13 protein-coding genes, 2 pseudogenes and 1 riboswitch are annotated in these 18,101 nt (G+C 41.2%); of the genes and pseudogenes, 6 read left to right on the top strand and 9 right to left on the bottom strand.

The window, feature by feature from the left end; all coding sequences use genetic code 11:
* Positions 1-46: 46 nt before the first annotated feature.
* Positions 47-856, bottom strand: a complete 810-nt coding sequence (locus BQ5321_RS00970) for a hypothetical protein (protein ID WP_071392766.1) — start codon at positions 854-856, stop codon at positions 47-49.
* A 12-nt stretch (positions 857-868) separates the two neighbouring features.
* Complete coding sequence (locus tag BQ5321_RS00975; protein ID WP_071392767.1) at positions 869-2,308, bottom strand: TcaA NTF2-like domain-containing protein; 1,440 nt, start codon at positions 2,306-2,308, stop codon at positions 869-871.
* A gap of 608 nt (positions 2,309-2,916) precedes the next feature.
* Here BQ5321_RS00975 and BQ5321_RS00980 point away from each other — a divergent pair.
* Positions 2,917-4,563, top strand: coding sequence for a leucine-rich repeat domain-containing protein (locus tag BQ5321_RS00980; protein WP_071392768.1), 1,647 nt, complete (start codon positions 2,917-2,919; stop codon positions 4,561-4,563).
* 261 nt (positions 4,564-4,824) lie between these two features.
* Here the strand turns inward: BQ5321_RS00980 and ilvA are convergent, their stop codons facing one another.
* The 3 genes from ilvA to BQ5321_RS00995 all read right to left on the bottom strand — a co-directional run bounded on the left by ilvA (position 4,825) and on the right by BQ5321_RS00995 (position 9,117).
* Positions 4,825-6,033: a threonine ammonia-lyase gene (gene ilvA, locus BQ5321_RS00985; protein ID WP_071393018.1), complete on the bottom strand. Its 1,209-nt coding sequence runs from the start codon at positions 6,031-6,033 to the stop codon at positions 4,825-4,827.
* 143 nt (positions 6,034-6,176) lie between these two features.
* Entirely contained in the window at positions 6,177-8,432 is a 2,256-nt protein-coding gene (locus BQ5321_RS00990) for a YhgE/Pip domain-containing protein (RefSeq protein ID WP_071392769.1), read from the bottom strand.
* Between the two features lie 112 nt (positions 8,433-8,544).
* Positions 8,545-9,117, bottom strand: coding sequence for a TetR/AcrR family transcriptional regulator (locus BQ5321_RS00995; protein ID WP_139187737.1), 573 nt, complete (start codon positions 9,115-9,117; stop codon positions 8,545-8,547).
* 373 nt (positions 9,118-9,490) lie between these two features.
* On the opposite strand from BQ5321_RS00995, the pseudogene BQ5321_RS25005 reads away from it, so the two are divergent.
* The 3 genes and pseudogenes from BQ5321_RS25005 to BQ5321_RS01005 form a co-directional block, all read left to right on the top strand.
* Positions 9,491-10,039: pseudogene (locus BQ5321_RS25005) on the top strand (MCP four helix bundle domain-containing protein); the annotation flags it as partial.
* 516 nt (positions 10,040-10,555) lie between these two features.
* Positions 10,556-11,206, top strand: a complete 651-nt coding sequence (locus BQ5321_RS25010; RefSeq protein WP_390622124.1) for a methyl-accepting chemotaxis protein — start codon at positions 10,556-10,558, stop codon at positions 11,204-11,206.
* 235 nt (positions 11,207-11,441) lie between these two features.
* Complete coding sequence (locus tag BQ5321_RS01005) at positions 11,442-12,473, top strand: acyltransferase (RefSeq protein WP_071392771.1); 1,032 nt, start codon at positions 11,442-11,444, stop codon at positions 12,471-12,473.
* A gap of 46 nt (positions 12,474-12,519) precedes the next feature.
* On the opposite strand, the gene BQ5321_RS23915 is transcribed toward BQ5321_RS01005, so the two are convergent.
* Positions 12,520-12,687 carry a DUF4177 domain-containing protein gene (locus BQ5321_RS23915; RefSeq protein ID WP_139187738.1) on the bottom strand — a complete coding sequence of 56 codons (168 nt, stop codon included), beginning with the start codon at positions 12,685-12,687 and terminating at the stop codon, positions 12,520-12,522.
* A 215-nt stretch (positions 12,688-12,902) separates the two neighbouring features.
* A riboswitch (cyclic di-GMP riboswitch) is annotated at positions 12,903-12,991 on the top strand.
* An 82-nt stretch (positions 12,992-13,073) separates the two neighbouring features.
* Here BQ5321_RS23915 and BQ5321_RS01010 point away from each other — a divergent pair.
* Together BQ5321_RS01010 and BQ5321_RS01015 are read left to right on the top strand one after the other, a co-directional pair.
* A complete protein-coding gene (locus BQ5321_RS01010; protein ID WP_071392772.1) occupies positions 13,074-13,727 on the top strand; it encodes a WxL domain-containing protein in 654 nt (217 codons plus the stop codon).
* Positions 13,728-13,790: 63 nt separating this feature from the next.
* Positions 13,791-14,858, top strand: coding sequence for a WxL protein host-binding domain-containing protein (locus BQ5321_RS01015; RefSeq protein ID WP_071392773.1), 1,068 nt, complete (start codon positions 13,791-13,793; stop codon positions 14,856-14,858).
* Positions 14,859-14,982: 124 nt separating this feature from the next.
* Here the strand turns inward: BQ5321_RS01015 and BQ5321_RS01020 are convergent.
* From BQ5321_RS01020 to BQ5321_RS01030, 3 genes and pseudogenes are all read right to left on the bottom strand, one after another.
* Positions 14,983-15,833: pseudogene (locus BQ5321_RS01020) on the bottom strand (DegV family protein).
* 98 nt (positions 15,834-15,931) lie between these two features.
* A complete protein-coding gene (locus BQ5321_RS01025) occupies positions 15,932-16,351 on the bottom strand; it encodes a hypothetical protein (RefSeq protein ID WP_071392774.1) in 420 nt (139 codons plus the stop codon).
* An 85-nt stretch (positions 16,352-16,436) separates the two neighbouring features.
* Complete coding sequence (locus BQ5321_RS01030) at positions 16,437-17,792, bottom strand: rhodanese-like domain-containing protein (RefSeq protein ID WP_071392775.1); 1,356 nt, start codon at positions 17,790-17,792, stop codon at positions 16,437-16,439.
* Positions 17,793-18,101 lie beyond the last annotated feature (309 nt).

The raw sequence follows: 18,101 nt of genomic DNA on the forward strand, positions 1-18,101 counted from the left end.
ATCAGAAAATAGATAAGAGGCGTCCCCAACGTGCCCCCCCAATCCTTCACCAAAAATACCTCACAAAGTCCGTATAATATTTTAATAAAGTCGTAAAAGTAGATTCAAGCACAATGTAGTAAAGAATATAAGTGGCAATGGTATAAGTCACAATGTAAATGAACCCCAAATACGTTCGGTCCATTTTTGTTTTGATGCCATTAGAAGCTTGAAAAAGGACGATTAATGGTAAGACGATGGTCATCATGCTGAGGGTGAAGGTAAAGACAATAAGGGCAGATGTATAGGACCTCATCATTATGAGTAACCAGGTTAGTAACGACAGGATCACGACAGGAAGTAAAACCGAACCGTACATGGACGCCACCCATTTTAGTGAACGAGGACGAATGAATAGATGAATGAGGCCGTATAGAATCAGGATGATTAAACCGGTTGTGGCAATCGAAATCCCCCAAGCCCTCGAAAACACGGGCATAAAATAACTAGTTTGTATGATATCGCTTAAGGAATCTGCGTAAAACTCCACAAAATGTTTAATACCCGTGTATACAATGAATCCAATCATTAAAGTAACAATCAGCCAGGTTACGATTCCATTCATTAAAGAAACGGAGTTGTTCTCGAAAGACTTCGTCGGGTTTTTTAAATAGGAAAAGAAGTAATGGAAATATTGGGAGGATGCTGTCTTTGCTTTATTCATGCTCTTGTCTGCCGCTACATTAGGCTGTATGGAAACGGTCATCTCTGAAGCTGGTAAATCATTTTCAACATCATTAAATCGTACGAATGAATTTCCACATTTAACGCAGAATTTCCCGGAAGTCTGTGAATGCCCACAATGACTACAATGCAAAGGAACTCCTCCTTAAATCGCATTTTTTTTCGTCGTATTAATACGAATCTCTTTAATTTCATACTTTCCTGGTGACACTTCAATCAAGATGTATTCCTTATTACGGTTGTATTTTATTTTTTCTCCTAAATGATTTTCAAAGGTAAATACTTCATGGACAAATAAATGGACACCGTCTTCATGGACCTCGCCACTTTTGACCTCATTGGTAATAAATCGGTACCAATAATAGGAGTCCTTATTTTCATAAACAAAATCATATAGCTCAGTATAGGCAGCGCCTGATCCATAGAGATAATCTTCAACATAACTAAAGTTCTTATAATTTAGTGCGTTTTCATAGGCGTTACGGAAGTCGCTGTATACATAGGAGGCATGTTTGATTATCTCCTGATGCTCCGCAGCCTTTTGTTTTTGAATCAATGCAGCCTCGGCCTCTTCCTGCTCCTTTTTTCTATGTTCCTCTTCTGCTTTTATCAATTCTTGAAAAATAAAGCTCACGGTTTCTCCGCGATTGGCTTGAACGACTTCGGACGGCTCTGTTTGGTCTTCTGCCATTTGTCTGACTCCATACACCTCTGTTTTATCACTAAATACAGGTGTCAGGGTGTCAATTTCCTTTGCCGTTTTGTTGGTCGATTTTCCGTTGATAAAAATGATACTGTCTGTCGGATCTTCGGCAAAAATGATTGAATAATCCTCCGCTTTAATTTCTATCCCATTGTGATCCCCAAAGTCATTGGCTTCCACTTTCCTTTTCCCTTCTGATTCAAAAAATTCATTTTTCCCCTGCAAATGAATGTCATAGTCAGCGGGGAGGATATTTTTTATCTCCAAGGACTTTCCGTTCAAGGGAAAAGTTTGGTTCGCAATCGTCAGTTTGGCATTAGATAAATCGGTATCAATTCGTAATGTGGAAGAGATGGGTTCAATGATTGTTTTTGAATAAAAAAAGAGGAACTTTTCCGTTTTAACGCGGAATAAATCACGGCCACTTGGATTCGTCACAACCTCAGTCAGCCCTGTTTTCTTTACCTGTGCGACGGCAGCTTGCAAATCCTTGTGGAGTCTTTCAGGATTATCGTCTTTGAGATAGGTGGCAAAGGATGATTTCGTATAAATAAGACCGTCGGAAATGCGTAATTCCTTAAATAATTCTTCGCCATCTTCATCAACGATGGCATTAAAGATCTTTTGCAAATGCCTGTCGCTATCCATCCAATGACTAATCGTAAAATGAGTTCCTATAAGAAGTAGCACGATGGCAGCAAGAATACTGTAAAGGACCTTCCGTTTAAAAGGAATAGGGGCATTGGTTCCTGTCTCAAGAGGGATGGTTTCAGGATTTGGAGGTGTCACGTTCTCCTCTTTAACCGGTGAGCCACAAGCAGGACAGAATTCTATCGATTCCTCAAGCGGTTCACCACAATTTTTACAAAAGGCCATTTCCATTTCCGATTTCTCCTTTATAGATAGAGGTAAAGGGGAAATCCCCCCCATTTTTTCACCTAAAGAAATCATATACGAGAGGGAAGGGAAATATGACTTGGGATAAGGGTGGTTCCTTGCCCCAAAGCTAAATAACGTAAGAGCATACAAAGAAAGCCCTATCACATGGATGGTAGTGAAAGGGCTTTTTAACTTCATTCAGCAAATGCCTTTTGTACCGAAAGCTTGCGACAGGTACAGAAGTCCTCCACTTCTATAAGTGGGGGATGAATGCAAATGGTCCTTCGATTCAGTGGGGGTTCAAACCCAGGCTGAATGAAGTGAAGCCTCCGGCGAGTCTTGCGATTTTTTAAAGGTAGTTTACCCGAACAAGCTCAGGTAATCCGGACGCCAATTCGACGGGCGAATTTGATTCTATATTTTGCGTATTTAGATGAAAAGAGCAGATGGTGAAGCCTTAAAACGCTTGTACGTTAGCTGTTTATCTATTTATAGAGCTTTTTTGAAAAGCAGAACCTCCCCAAGTTTCCCCAATCGATACTGTCCTTTTTTAGTCGAAAAAAGGGAAATATTGGATATTGGTGCTATACTGTAATAAAGGGGGGATTTATATGAAAAAGTTAATGTGTTTAATCCTTTTCGTTTTCGTCTTGGGTCTATTAGCTCCAAACACTGGACAAGCGGCAGGGGGATTTAAGGATGTATCACCAAACTATACTTTTTATCATGAGGTAATTTATCTCTCTTCAGAAGAAATGATTTCTGGCTTTCCGGACGGTACCTTCAAGCCCAATGACACCGTAACCCGTGCCCAAGCTGCTATCATGATTGGCCGTGCTCTTGATTTGAACGGAAATCAAAGAGATACGACTTTTCGTGATGTTCCTTCAAATGTAACAGGTTCAGGATATATTGCTGCTGCAGTTGAGGAAGGCATCATTAGCGGTTTTCCGGATGGGACGTACAAACCTTATCAGCCAGTTACTCGCGCGCAAATGGCCCTATTTTTAAATCGGGCATTTCCCTTAACAACCGGGCAGGAAAATGGATTTTCTGATGTATCTTCCAATATGGCAGCCTATCAATCTATTCTTAATGTGTCCGCAAATGGAATTGCAAGCGGGTATCATGATGGCACTTATCGTCCTGATTTAGCGGTGACCCGTGGACAGTTTTCTGCGTTTATGGCGCGAACACTCGAACCTTCATTTAGAGGAATTATAAAGGATAAGTATCTTGAAAAAGCCATAAGAGAAACGCTTAACAAACCTGCGGGAAACATAACAGCTGACGATATGAATCGTGTGACTAGAATTGATGGAGTGGGATACTCTATTAAAAATTTATCAGGGATTGAATATGCGAAGAATCTAACCTATCTAGATTTAGGCGTAAACGAAATAAGCGATATTAGTAGTTTGAGTGGGTTAACCAAACTGAGAGTCGCTCATTTATCGTCTAATAAAATAAGTAATATCAGTGCATTAAGCGGATTAACCAAGCTTGAAACGCTTGATTTATCCTTCAACCAAATAAGTGATGCTAGTGCCTTGAAGGGTTTGACGAACCTTCAAATAATTCACTTATTTCAAAACGAAATAAGTGATATCAGCGCTTTGAGTGGACTGACCAAACTGATCGATCTTGATTTGTCTGCGAATAAAATAAGCGATATTAGCGCATTGAGCAAATTAAACACTCTCTATCTGCTTAATTTATCCTACAACAACATAAGTGATATCAACGCATTACGCGAATTAAACACGCTGCAGGATCTTGATTTAGCTGGTAATAAGCTAAGTGATATAAGTGCACTAAAGGGACTAACCAACCTTTATGCTCTCAGACTGCACTACAACGAAATTAATGATATCGGTGCCCTAAGTGGTTTAACCAAACTTACATCACTTAACTTAAATACGAACGAAATAAGTGATATTCGTGCTTTGAGCAGCTTAACCAAGCTTGATGATCTTAATCTATGTTCAAATCAATTAAGCGACATCAGTGCATTGGGCACCTTAACCAATCTTACCATGCTCGATTTAACCTCAACCGGAATCAGCGATATCCTTGTAGTGAGTAAATTAACCCATCTGCAAGGCCTGTATTTATCCATCAACAAAATAAGTGACATCACACCGTTAAGCAATCTAGCAGACCTTCGATACCTTAATATAACGGATAATGAACTGAATGCAGAATCCCAAAAAATAATCGAAAACCTAAAGGCCCGCGGCGTCATCATCGCTTATTGAGGAAGAAGGGGGGGCTCAAGAAGCAGAGGGAAGGTTCTTGCGCTTCCATTGGCAGAAAAGGTTCTTGATAAAGAAATTTATAAAGGACTTTTATGAAAAAAGAAAAGCAAAGTAAGCCATATCTCTAGGATCAGAGAGATATGGCCTTAATTAATATAGCGAGGAAATGCTATCTGTCCACGTTTCCCTTAGAACATCCACTTTAGCGATTAGTGAAAGCATAGATTTTTTGGTAATATATGGTGGGGCGAGGGACCTGTCCTATGTCCCAATTTCTACATTGTAATTTTTCTCTGCTAATATCTTGTAGAGCTGCTCGATATGGTCATGGTTTTTGGTTTCGACGGATATCTCGAGTTGGGCGTAGCCGGGATAAATATTTTGACCAATGCGGTTGTGGTTAACGGATTGGATGTTGGCGTCGAGGTCCGTAATGGTGCTTAACACCTTCTGAAGTTCACCCGGCTTATCCTTTAAGGTAATCGTAAACGTAATGTATCTTCCGGACTCCACCATGCCATGTTCAATAATTCTTGAAATAAAATTCAAATCGACGTTGCCGCCACTTAGGATCGCAACGACTTTTTTCTCCTTGAGCTTCATTTTTTCATAAATCAGGGCAGACAGTGCGCAGGCCCCCGAACCCTCTACGAGCAGCTTATTTCTTTCTAAAATTAGGAGCATGGCTCTGGCAATCTCCATTTCGTCGACACAATAAATATCATCCACGTATTTTTGCACAATCTCAAAGGTTTGGAGCCCTGGCTTTTTAACCGCAATTCCGTCGGCCATCGTGGGTGCGGAGTCAACCAATACCGGTTTATTTTCCAGCAACGATTGCTTCATGCTCGGACAAGCAGAGGTTTGCACCCCATAGACAGAAATATGGGGGTTTTTCTCCTTCACGGCCATCGCCACACCAGCCGCAAGTCCGCCGCCGCCAATCGGACAAATGATGGCCTCGACATCCGGAAGCAGTTCAATAATCTCTAGCCCAACCGTTCCTTGTCCCGCGATGACGGCTTCATCATCAAAAGCATGTACAAAGGTGGCACCCATTTGCTCTTTAAGCTTTAACGCATGGGCGAGCGCATCATCAAACACGGCCCCCTCTAATACGACCTCTGCCCCATAGTGCGTCGTGGCCTGTACCTTACTGAGTGGCGCGCCTTGTGGCATCACAATCGTGCACGGCACGTCAAGCATCTGACTAGAGTACGCAACCCCTTGAGCATGGTTCCCGGCTGAAGCCGCGACGACCCCATTTTTTAATTCATCCTTTGACAGCGAAATCAGCTTATTATAGGACCCCCTAACCTTGAACGAGCCTGTCTTTTGCAGATTCTCCAGCTTTAAAAAAACCTCATTACCTGAAAGCCGGCTAAAGGTTTTCGAATAATCCAGAGGCGTGGTGTAGACAATCCCCTTCATCTTTTCACGAGCTATGACAATATCATCGATGTTCATAATGCTGTCCTCCTGGGTACAGAGTTCTTCTTTATAGGATGTGTAGAAGGAGGAAAAATATGCTACTTTATCAGGCACAAGGAATAAAAAAAGATGCACCAACACCACCTATTTTCTAGATAGCACCAGTGCACCCAACCACACAATCAATTATGATAAAAAACCATATTCTGATTCATTTCCTCTGAATCCTGTTCCTGCTTTTTTAATTTTATGGCGAAATAGCCAATCGTCATGAGCATAAAGCCAATCATATAGGTTAAGAGAATAATATGATTGTGCCACATATAGGTCAAATCACCGCTTGAAATGACGGCTTTAAAGGCTTGGACGGAATAGGTCATCGGCAGCCAGAGGTTGATGGATTGCAGTGGAGTTGGAATTAACTCAAGCGGGAATGTACCAGCACTTGTGGTTAATTGCAAAATCAGAATGACAATCGCAATAAAACGCCCCGGGTCGCCCATTGTTGTAACAAGCAATTGGATTAAGCTTAAGAACACGAAGCTCGTAATGAGCGAGGTCAAAAAGAACAAGGGAATACTTTCAACCTCGATGTTTAAGGCAAATAATAACACGAGGTCTACTAATACAGCCTGAATCACTCCGACAATCGTTAACACACCAAATTTGCTAAGGAACCATTGCATCGCATTTTTTGGCGCCACGACAGGTTCTTTCAGCTTAAAGACAATCGAGATGAGCAACGCGCCAACAAATAAGCCAAGTGAGATAAAATAGGGCGCAAAGCCGGTACCATAGTTAGGCACCTTATTGATTTCTTCCTTTTTCACGGTAACAGGCTCGCCCATCATATCGAAGGTGTCATCAGTTGCTTCAACGGAACCGGCCTGCTCGGACCCTTCTGCTAGTTTACTAGCAAGCTCTGTTGATCCGTCCATAAGCTGTGATGTACCATCTTCCACTGCCTTTGATCCCTCTGCAAGCTTACCGGCGCCTGTCTCTAATTGCGTACTTCCATTTGTTAATTGATCCATTCCCGTGCTTAAATCCTGTGCACCATTATTCAATCCTACGGAACCGTTATAAAGTTGACCAATGCCCTGCTGGAGGCTGAGCTGTCCGTCATTTATTTGTTGAACACCGGCTAATAACTGGTCAAAAGAAGGACCCGTTTGAGACTTCAATTGCCCCTCTAACCCCTGCGTAGAGAATAATAATTGGTCATGCAGATTGGTTTTAAATTGAGATAGGCCTTGATTTAACCCACTTGCTATGCCAGACGTGATGCCCGGTGACAGCTGTCCAGTCAATTGCTGCTCAAACTGCTGTTGAAGCTGTTCCTTTGTCGGATTACCTTGAGCCATTTGGGCAACAAAAGCAGATGCTTGCGCTTCATCCATGGCTTGTGATTCTATGAGTGCAGCCTTTAGCTGTACCATTTGTTCAGCCTGTGAGGTTGAGATTTGATCGGCCAGCTGCACAGAAAGGCTGGCTGTAATGCCATTGGTAAGCTGTGTTGAAAGCTCTGTGCTTAGCTGTGATTCCAGCTGGTCCATGCCGGCATCCACCTGCCCCAAGCTTCCGTTGATTTGACTCGTCACACCTGAGGCTATTTGCTTTGGCAGCTCTTCTTTCATTTGTTGAATCCCATCCTGCACCTGTGATGTCCCACTCACTAAGTCAGGTATATTTTCGTTGATTTTCTGCAGACCGGCTTTTACTTGGTCCGCACCAGCAGCAAGGTCGCTTGATCCAGATGCAGCCTTTTCCACTCCATTGGAAAATTCAAGGCTTTTCGCTGCTAAAACTTCAAGATTTTCCCGGAGGCTTTTAGTGCCATCCTTTAATTTTGTTGCACCCTCAGAAAGCTGGGTAGAGCCGTCACTGGCCTGTGTTAACCCTTTGGCCAAGTCCTCGACCTTCCCAAACATCGTTTCGGCATAGGTTGCCGTCACATTTTTCGAAATCTCTGCTTTAATTTCCTTGACGGCCGTTTCTCCGATTTGTGAAGAAAGGAAATTGGTGCTTTCATTAGGAACATAGATTAACTCTAGCTTTTGCGGTGCGGAATCTAATAGGGTTGTTGCATTCGCTGAAAAATTCTCTGGAATCTCAACTAATAAATAATAATCCCTGTTTTCCAGTCCCTTGTAGCCTTTTTCCTTCGATACGATATGGAAATCGAATTGATCGTTTTCCGAGAGCTTATCGGTCAGCTGTTTCCCGAGCTCTAAATGGACTCCATCAAGCTCAGCGCCCTTATCCTCGCTAACGATGGCGACTGGCAGGTCTTCCATCTGGTCATATGGATTCCAAAAGGCCCACAGAAACATGCCGGCATAAAGGACAGGCACAAAGGCGACGGCTATGATTGGAATGAGAATTTTACGATTGGTGAGAATATGCTTTAATTCAGCTAGAAAGGATGACTTTCTCACGATTTAAACCTCCTGTTAACAATTGACCGTTTTATTCAATTGGTCATTTTTGGCCAAATAAGCAGGGTACTCTACTTTTTGAAAAAAGAGGAGCACCCATGATGTCATGTGGTTATTTTTCTAGTCCAGTAAAGAAATATAATTTAAACAGATCGGCGATTTCTTCCTTTGTCAGTGGTTTATGATTCTGTTCCCAATCAAAGATTAATGAAACATAGAGCTTCAGCATGGCAAATGCCGTAATTTCGGGATTGCAGGGCTTGATTTCACCGCGGTCCATCGCGTCTTGAATGATGCCTATCATATAATGGATGATCGCCTGCTCCATCCGCTGTACCACATCCACCACCGCCTGTGTCCCGATTTCTCTTTCCTCCTGAAAGAGCTTAATCGTTAACTGATGGGACTTGCGAAATTCCAGCAGACCGAATAGGACCCGATTGGCATTTTCATAAAAGGTAAGGCTTCGATTCATGGCATCCTCTGCCACCGACTTCATATCGCGAATCAAGCTTGAGATAATTTCATCAAATAATTCCTCTTTATTTTTAAAAAAGGTATAAATCGTCCCTTTTCCCACATTAGCAAGCCTTGCCACCTGGTCCATCGTCGTAGCCTTGTACCCGAATAAAGAAAATGATTTTGTCGCAGCCTCAATGATTAATTTACGTCGATCCATCGCCACTAAGAAGTCACCCCAATCACAATTGACCAAATGAACCATTCAGTCACTTATTTAACGTTCAAAAGTGTACCACAAAAAATCCTTTGGGACAAGGAACCTGTCCCAAATCGTTCACAATCTTTTAACATGGGTCGTATGTATTGTTATGTCGATATAATATAATTTTGATAGAATAGTCTTATTTTTAACTTCATTCAGCAGATGAATGCAAATGGTACTTCGATTCAGTGGGGATTCAAACCCCGGCTGAATGAAGTTAAGCCTCCGGCGAGTCTTGCGATTTTTTAATGTTAATTTCGAGCGAGCTCGATAAAAATCCGGACGCAAATTCGACGGGCGAATTTGATTATAATGATTAAAGGAGTTGAAAATGATGATTAATAGGTTGAAAAACTTAAAAATTATCAATGTGGTTTGGATGCTTGCCGTTATTGCCATTGTATTTATGGGGGTTATTGGCTTTTTCAGTACTAACCGAATGGCGAGTATTAATGAGGATAATCGGCTGCTGTACAATGAAAATTTAATTCCGCTCACCCAAATCAGCAGCATGAGAGGTACTTTTTCTAATATAAGGATTAGTGTCAGAGATTATTCGCTCAAGAAGGATGCGAAGCTTCCGGATTCTATCCAAGCGGATTATCAAAAAATAACCGATTTGATCGATTCCTATAGCAGTTCTCGCTCTAATTATATTAACGGTAAACAAAGCGAAGAAGCCGTGCATGTCGAAAATGTAAAAAATCAATTAACCTTATATGTCACAAACTGGGAGGATGCCCAAAAGGAAATTGATGCAACGGGTACACTGTCGGACAGTCATTTTGATGAGCTTGATGCTATTGGAACCAATCTTTATGCGAGTCTGACAGCGTTAAAGGAAATAAACGAAAAGGAAGCCAAATCGGCAAATACCAACAGTCTAAACACTTATGAAAGCAGCTTTAAAACGATTTTATACATATATATATCCGTTACGATTATCTTTATCCTCCTCGTTGTAGTAACGGTCGTTTCAATCAAACGCTCTGCGAAGGAAATGGTTGCTCTGTTAAATAAAGTCGCAAATGGAGATTTCACCTTAACCATCGACCGAGGTCAGAGAAATGAATTTGGTCTCATGAAAAAGGCGCTGGCCAACACTGTCGAGGATATTAAGAATATGATCCTTACTGTGAAAGCTAAGACAAAGCATATTGAACAGCAAGCCGATAGTTTAGGGCTGGTTTTTGAAGAAATGTCCGCTGCGACACAAAATGTCTCTCAGTCTATTAATGAAGTGGCGCAGGGAACAAGCTCGCAATCCGAGAATCTAGCAGATATTACAGCGATTCTAGATGACTTCCGAATGGAAATGGACAGCATTGTTATTTCTATCAATGAAGTGGCTCACAGTGCAGGTGATGTCGATGGGATGGCAAAGGATAGCAGCGGAAAAATGACGGTTTTATCCGATTCAATCGTTGAGGTCAATTCAGCAGCTAAGGCCTTAAAGGATAAAATTTCTAACCTTGAATCGAGCGTTAATAAAATCAGTAATATCACCAATATCATTAACGGCATAGCGGATCAAACCAATTTATTGGCCCTCAATGCTTCGATTGAAGCGGCAAGAGCGGGTGAAGCGGGTAAAGGGTTCTCTGTTGTTGCCGAGGAGATTAGAAAACTCGCCGAGCAAAGTAAGCTCTCTTCCGAAAACATTAACAAGCTGGTCGTCGAAATATCCTCAGATACAAAGGATATGGTGAATACATCAGATGACATGATTAAAGAGGTGAATGATCAAATCGAGGTGGCGAATACCTCCGTTCTTTCTTTTAAAAATATTATAAACGCGATTAACAAAATCATTCCAAAAATGCAGAGCATCAATGGATCAATGGGTAAGCTTCAGACTAATCAAGGTGTGATTGTGGACAAGGTGCAAGGCGCTTCAGCCGTAGCTCAGGAGGTGGCTGCATCAGCCGAGGAAATTTCCTCCTCCTCCCAGCAAATGAATGCATCAGCCGAAGAAGTCTCTGCATCCGCCACACAACTAAGCCATATTAGCAAAGATGTCATTGTTGAAATAGATAAATTCACCTTATAAGTGGGATGAGGGGAGGCCCCTCGTCCCAAAAGAAAACAGTTAAAGAGTATAGGAACTAAACCCTATCTCATAGATTAATGAGATAGGGTTGTTTTTATTTAATAATTAATAGGAAGTGAACTATTCCTGTGATCCCTTCTTAGATTATTAGCTCTAGGGAACGGTGAAGGTTTAGAGGAACTAGGGAACATTTGGTGGGACAACGGACCTGTCCCAATAGGGAGAGAAAAAGCGAATGAATGAACGTGTGTTATATCTGGATTGGCTGCGAGTGATGGCGATTACAATGGTGGTTACGATACATATTTCTGGTGGCATCGTCCAAGTTAATTATTTTGATGTGCCAACGAACTGGCTAGCAGCGAACTTCTATGAATCGATATCAAGGAGTGCGGTTTCCTTGTTTGTCATGATGAGCGGGGCCGTTTTACTTGGTAATAACCGGGAGTTTCAATACAAACCATTTTTTACAAAAAGAATGAGTAAATTATTCATTCCCTTACTCGGCTGGAGCATGATTTATTATGGCTACCAAGTGTTTGCGGATTGGTATCCATCTTTCTCACTGAAAGAATTTATCGTCCTTTTTCTCACAAACGGAGTGAGTGGTCACTTTTGGTTCATGTACATGATGATTGGCCTCTATTTAACGGTACCAATCATAAATATCTTTATTCGACATGCCCAAAAACGGGACATTGAATATTTTTTACTTCTTTGGATTTATGCGTCTGTGATTGTAAAAGCGATGAAGTTTATTTGGGGCTATAGTTTTTCCATCGAGTTATTCATGGTAACGAATTATATTGGCTACTTTGTGTTAGGGTATTATCTTCATAGTTTTCCATTAAAAAGCCTATGGGAGAAAACGGCGATCGTGTTCGGCGGTATCGGAATCTTTATCACCTTTGTCCTGACGTATTATGACACCATAGCAGCGGGCGGAATCCTGCAGGAATTTTGGTATGAAAACCATGCGCCAAATGTTCTTTTATCGTCGATCGGGATTTTTCTCTTATGTAAAAATCTTTTGGCTAAAAGAAAATTAGGATTTATCTTCAATCAAATAAGCGGCTTAAGCTATGGAATCTATCTCGTTCATATTTTACTCATGACCATTCTTTCGAGTAAAACAATCGTCGTCATAAATGAACTTTTCTATCCAGCTCTCGCTATCCCGTTAAATGTGATTCTCTTTGTCACACTCAGCTGCGGCCTGACCTTTCTACTGAATAAAATTCCACTCTTAAGAAAGCTAGTTTCCTAGTGGGACGAGGGTACAGGTCCCTTGTCCCGATAGAGCACTCGTGAGTTCAATAAGATATTTCTCTTTTAAAATAAAAAACTGTTCCATTAACACCTGACAATTCCCAGCCTTCCTTGCCAAGAGAATTTAACTTCTCAGTCATTGCGGTATTGAAATCAATACCGTTCTTTAATTGAATCTGAATGTTTTCCACTCTGTATTCAAATTTATTCACTTAAAAGCCTCCTTATTGATTAATAGAATCTTATCTTGTAATACGAACCATAATAACAATGGTTTCGTTTTCAGAGGGACGAGGGACTGTCCCTGTCCCCAAACTGGAAAATCTTTATATCTATTCATTTGGTGGTTCCCGAAGTAATATTAGTTTCAGAGAGTGATGAACGACACAATACGACAAAGTATTGAGTGTTAAAACACATTCTCATTCTGCAATAAAGGCAAACCAGTTGAAAAGCTGGGACGCAAAGCTACAGGCCTACTGTTATTAGGGTAACTAGGGTGGCTGGGCTGCTGAAGAATGGAGAATGATACTCGTTATAGGGGTTGAAATTCAAAATTCTTCCGATTCAAATCAAATTTGTATTGGAGGGTTTTTTTATGGGGAAAAAGAAGAGCGTTTCTATTAATCAATTAGACAATGGAAACAAAAAGAATAAATTATTTTCTAAAAAGGTAGTAGCTTCGGTTATGGCGTTCGGTCTTGTTGCAACAGCGTTCAGCACAACCTCGTTTGCGGATGAGACAGAAACACCAGAATTAACTTCAACTGCGGTAACAGGTGGTACTCTTTCTGGAGGTAAAGTGACTTTTGCACCTCTTTCAGTAACATTAGATGGTACTCAAAAGTTTGATGAAGCAGATTGGGGAATTGGTTCCATTACAGACGCTACAGGTAATGGGAATGGGTGGACCTTGTCATTAGATTTATCTCAATTCCAAGAGTATAGCTTAGAAAATGGGGCTTACGTGGACAAGGGTAAAAAACTAACGGCAGGATCACTTACAGTACTGACAGCCCCAGAGGCTTCTTTCATTGATAATACATCATCACCGCTTGAAACCATTAAAACTGTAGATGAAGAACAAGAACTAGATGGTGGCGACCCAGTAATTCTTTTATCTGCAGGAGAAGGTGGCGGCATGGGTTCATACGAATTCTCTCCTTTACGTGTTAAATTAACCGTTCCTGCTAGCGCTTATGCAAAAACTTACAAAGCAACGGCAACAGTTACTTTAAGTGAAGCTCCATAAAAAACGGTTAAATTACTGAAAGTCCTCCAATACTAAGGGGGACTTTTTTTTAGGAGTGGTTATATGAAATGCCGGAAGCCCCTTTGGATATTCCTCCTCATCATCTTATCTTTCCCAACGTCAATCGTTTTTGCAGAAGAGAACGACTTTGAATTTCGAGTCGAGCCCATTTTTCCTCAGACGCAGGTTGAAAAGAAAGGGTATTACCACTTCACAGGAAATCCAAATGAGACCGTTCCCTTACAAGCAAGGGTCACCAATGATAGTAAGAACGAATTGACGGTTCAAATCCAAGGTTTGAATGCCTTTAGTGGAAATCAAGGCATTCTCTATCAAGAAGAGCCTATTTTAGAAGGAAGCGCTATTATTGATGAAACCTATCAATTCCAGAAGGCAGCCACGATTCCTTCTGAAATTACGCTTGCTCCGTCGGAATCAAAGGTTGTCGATTTTTCTATCAAAATTCCTGATATCCAAGGTACCCTTCTCGGGAGCATGGAGTTTCGAGTTTTTCAAGGAACAGAAGAATTGTCACAGAAAGCGAAAAATTCCCAGCTATTGATTGACCAATATAGAGCCTATAACATTGGTGTACAAGTGGACGTAACAGATTATTCCGAAACACCGGCTCTAACCCTGAAGGAACCGCAATATTCTCCCGAGCGAATGGCGATTATGGTCCCTTTAGACAACGCAAATCCTGTCATCGTCCCGAATATTACGGGGAGCTATCAGGTAACAAAGAGTAAGGATGAATCGTTTTCGCTTGTAGGTGATATTTCAGCCTTCAAAATGGCTCCGATGACAGCCTTTCACTATCCGATCAGATGGTCTGGAGAAACGTTGGAGCCTGGTGAATATCATGTCACATTAACGCTTGATGTGAATGGAAACACTCAAACCTATGAAAAATCTCTTAGCATTAAAAATAAGGAAATACAAGAAACGCAACAAAAAATGGAGGAACGCGGCGAAATAGAGGTTGCACCCAAGACATTCCCATGGACTATGGTCATTATCGGTATCCTTGTGGTGGTGATTATCATTTTAATCTTGATGATGAGAAGACCTAAAAAACAAAGCCAAAGAAAGGACCGTAAATACCCCGGCCAACATCCAAATGGAGAATAACTGGGACGAGGGGGTTCCTCGTCCCAAAAGAAAATAATAATAGAGGATACAAAGGAAGCCTTATCACATGGATTAGAGTGATAGGGCTTTTTTGAATCAGTAAATCGGGTGCATGAACTCCACGCTACACTTCGATTCCTGCAATCCCAAAGCCTCCGGGGCCTGCATGAGTAGAAATCATGGCACCGGCTTGGATCCATTTTACATTTTGAAAGCCAGCTTCTTTTGCCATTTTATCCATCTGCTGCTTGATGTTTTCATCAAGTCCAATTGAGTAGATTAAATAAATTTGTTCTTTATCGATGTTATATTGATTTATATAATCATGCATGAGTTTTTCTGCAACAACGCTCATTTTTCCACGATACTTCTTAGTTGAAACAAGCTTTCCTTCTATTAATTCAATGCAAGGCTTTATTTTTAATAAAGACGCTCCGAGATAGGCTGCATTACTTACTCGTCCACCCGCTCTTAAAAAGTCTAAGCTGCCTGGAACGAAGGCTAGTTTTGATTTAGGGACCATTGATTCTATTTTTTCAATGAAGTGAACAGGTTCAATCTCGGGTTCCGCTTCTAACAAGCGAGCCGCATACACAACGACCGCTCTAATCCACCTGTCACGTTCAGGGCATCGATGAGGTAAAGGTCCTCGAAATCCTCCGCCGCGAGAACAGCATTTTGAAAGGAAGAAGATGCCCTTGACGTATAGCCAATATGAATGATCACGCAATCAGGAAAGTCAGCTTTTATTTTCGAAAAAAATTCCTGATACTCATGGACATTTGTAGCGGTTGTTGACGGTATTTTTTTGGTACGCTCATAATAATCATAGATATCCTTTACAGGCAGAAAACCATCCAAATAATCCTGGCCATCCATAATTACGTGCATCGGGACTACTTGAACACCATATTTCTCAGCTAAATCTCCTGGTAAATCCGCTCCACTCTCCGTAGATAAAATAATTCTTTTCATTAAATGTCCCCTTTCCATAACAAAGCCAAACCAATATTGCTCTAGGCTTATTATGATGACTAACCTATTCTAACTATACAGATAAGCTACCTTAAGAACTACTGCTTCCTGAAATGGGACGAGTGACCCCTGTCCCAGATCAGCCAACTATATTGTAATAATATGATACTGAGGATGCCGATGGCGAAGAGGGGGTAGGCATTTAGGCTTTGGCTTGATAGCAGTGCAATCCCTGCTGCCTGATAAATCGTTAAATATAGTAAAACCCTTTTTGCCAACCGTTTTGACGATTTTTTTATAAAAAGAAACAAACAGATGAGTATCCCAATGATTAGAAGAATGAGATACCATTTCAGCTTTTCAGGAGTGAATATCGTTTCGGCATAGTGGATTTTTTTATATAGCAAGTATCGATTAACACCCATTTTGGATGTGGATAAGCTTTCAAGTATGGCCACACCGCCAATGATGACCAATGGAAGAATGAAAAAGATTAGCCACCTTAGGAATTTCCTCATGTAAAAAACCTCCAATCATACGAATATATTCATATAGATGAAAAGACAATACATGGAGCCGTATTGTCTTTTCGTCTATTCTATCTTATTTAGTTGGCTCGCCGGTTTCAACTGGGTTTGAAGAATCCATGCTCCATTCATTCCAGCCGCCGTCATATAGGGCAATTTTATCTATGCCTAAGACATCCGCATAGAATAATACTTCCGCTGCTCTCCAGCCTGTTCCACAGTAAAAGGCCAGCTGATTGTCAGGAGATATCCCTTCTTCCTCCCACATTGAAATGATTTCTGCACCACTGCGCATCGTGTTATCTAAATTTCGGTAATCTTCAAGATGGGATGCGTCAGAACCGGCATGTCCCCATATGGATCCTTCTGGACGACCCTTTGGTTCAATATAATCATAGCCTGAGGTTTTTCCGATAAATTCATCCCAGCTCCGAATATCTACAAGTGTACCATTTTCCTTATCAGCTAAAAATTGCTTCGCTTCTTCTAAGTCAACAATATAGTCAGGATTAGCAGGGACTGTAACGCCGAAGGCTTCAACAGGTGTTTTTGTGTTAACCTTTTTCTCGACCTCATAGCCGGAATTGCTCCAAGCAGTCCAGCCGCCGTTTAATACACGAACGTCCTCAACACCCATGTATTTAAGGATAACCGCAACACGGTATGCGGCTGTCGGGTCCGCGCCATAAAGCGCAACGGTTGTATCTGACGTAATGCCATAGTTCAAAGCAAATTGTTCAAGCTTCTTGTCTGCTAAACGATTCCATAGAGGTCCTTCTTCCACATCATCTGTATTAATGTGAATCGCTCCAGGGATATGGCCTTTTTTATAATCCTCGGCTTCATCGCCCCAGCTTACTTCAAAAATTTTATAGGCCTTGCCATCGTTCTTATTTTCAATTAAATCGTTGACCCATGAAGCCGGGACAACCATTTCGTGGTTTGGATAACTTTCCATAGCCAGTTCAGTATTTGCGGCCCATTCTTTTACATCAAAGGTATAAAGTTTCTCAAATCCTTGATCCATGAGGTAATCGGCTACTGCCTTTGCGTCTTTTCCATTCGCATCATAAAGTACAACGTTTTTATCAGAGGTAATGCCTTTTGTTTCTAATGCATTCTTAACTTGCTCATCCTTATTCTTAATCTCTACGTTTAACCATGCAGCAGAGAAATCAACTGCCCCTTTAATATGGCCGCCTCTTTCGACTCCATCTAAAGCCCAGCCGTTCCACGCGTCATTTGACCGTGTATCCACCACAACCCAGTCATCTTTTCCTAGGTTTTCTTGTAGGTCAGCTAAAGGAATCATTTGAATCTCATTTGCTGCTGCGTCAGTTTTTCTAGCCTCTTCTTTATTGGAGCATGCAGCTATAAAAAGACTGCAAATGAATAAGAAGGCTATCAGGAACATTTTACGGTTTATTTTCATTGGTTTCTCCCCTATTTATTGTGTTGGCCTAATAATTATTGAAGTGTTTGATTATGTTACTAAATGCACAATCACCACATAACGATTATAGATGAAGTAATTCTAATAAAGAAATTCAAAAAATCGTTGCTTTCAAATGGTAATCAATCGATATTTTGAATGGGATGAGGGGACAGGTCCCTCGTCCCAAAAGTAAAAATGAAAGAGAATTCGAAGAGAGCCCTATTCCTCTGTCCCAAAGCGGGACAAAACTCGGCCATGCGTGCACCTTTTGTCCCAATGTGTTATACAATTTATGTTTGACAAACC

Origin of the sequence: Bacillus tuaregi (assembly GCF_900104575.1) — a bacterium.
GTDB classification, from domain to species: Bacteria; Bacillota; Bacilli; order Bacillales; family Cytobacillaceae; genus Bacillus_BD; species Bacillus_BD tuaregi.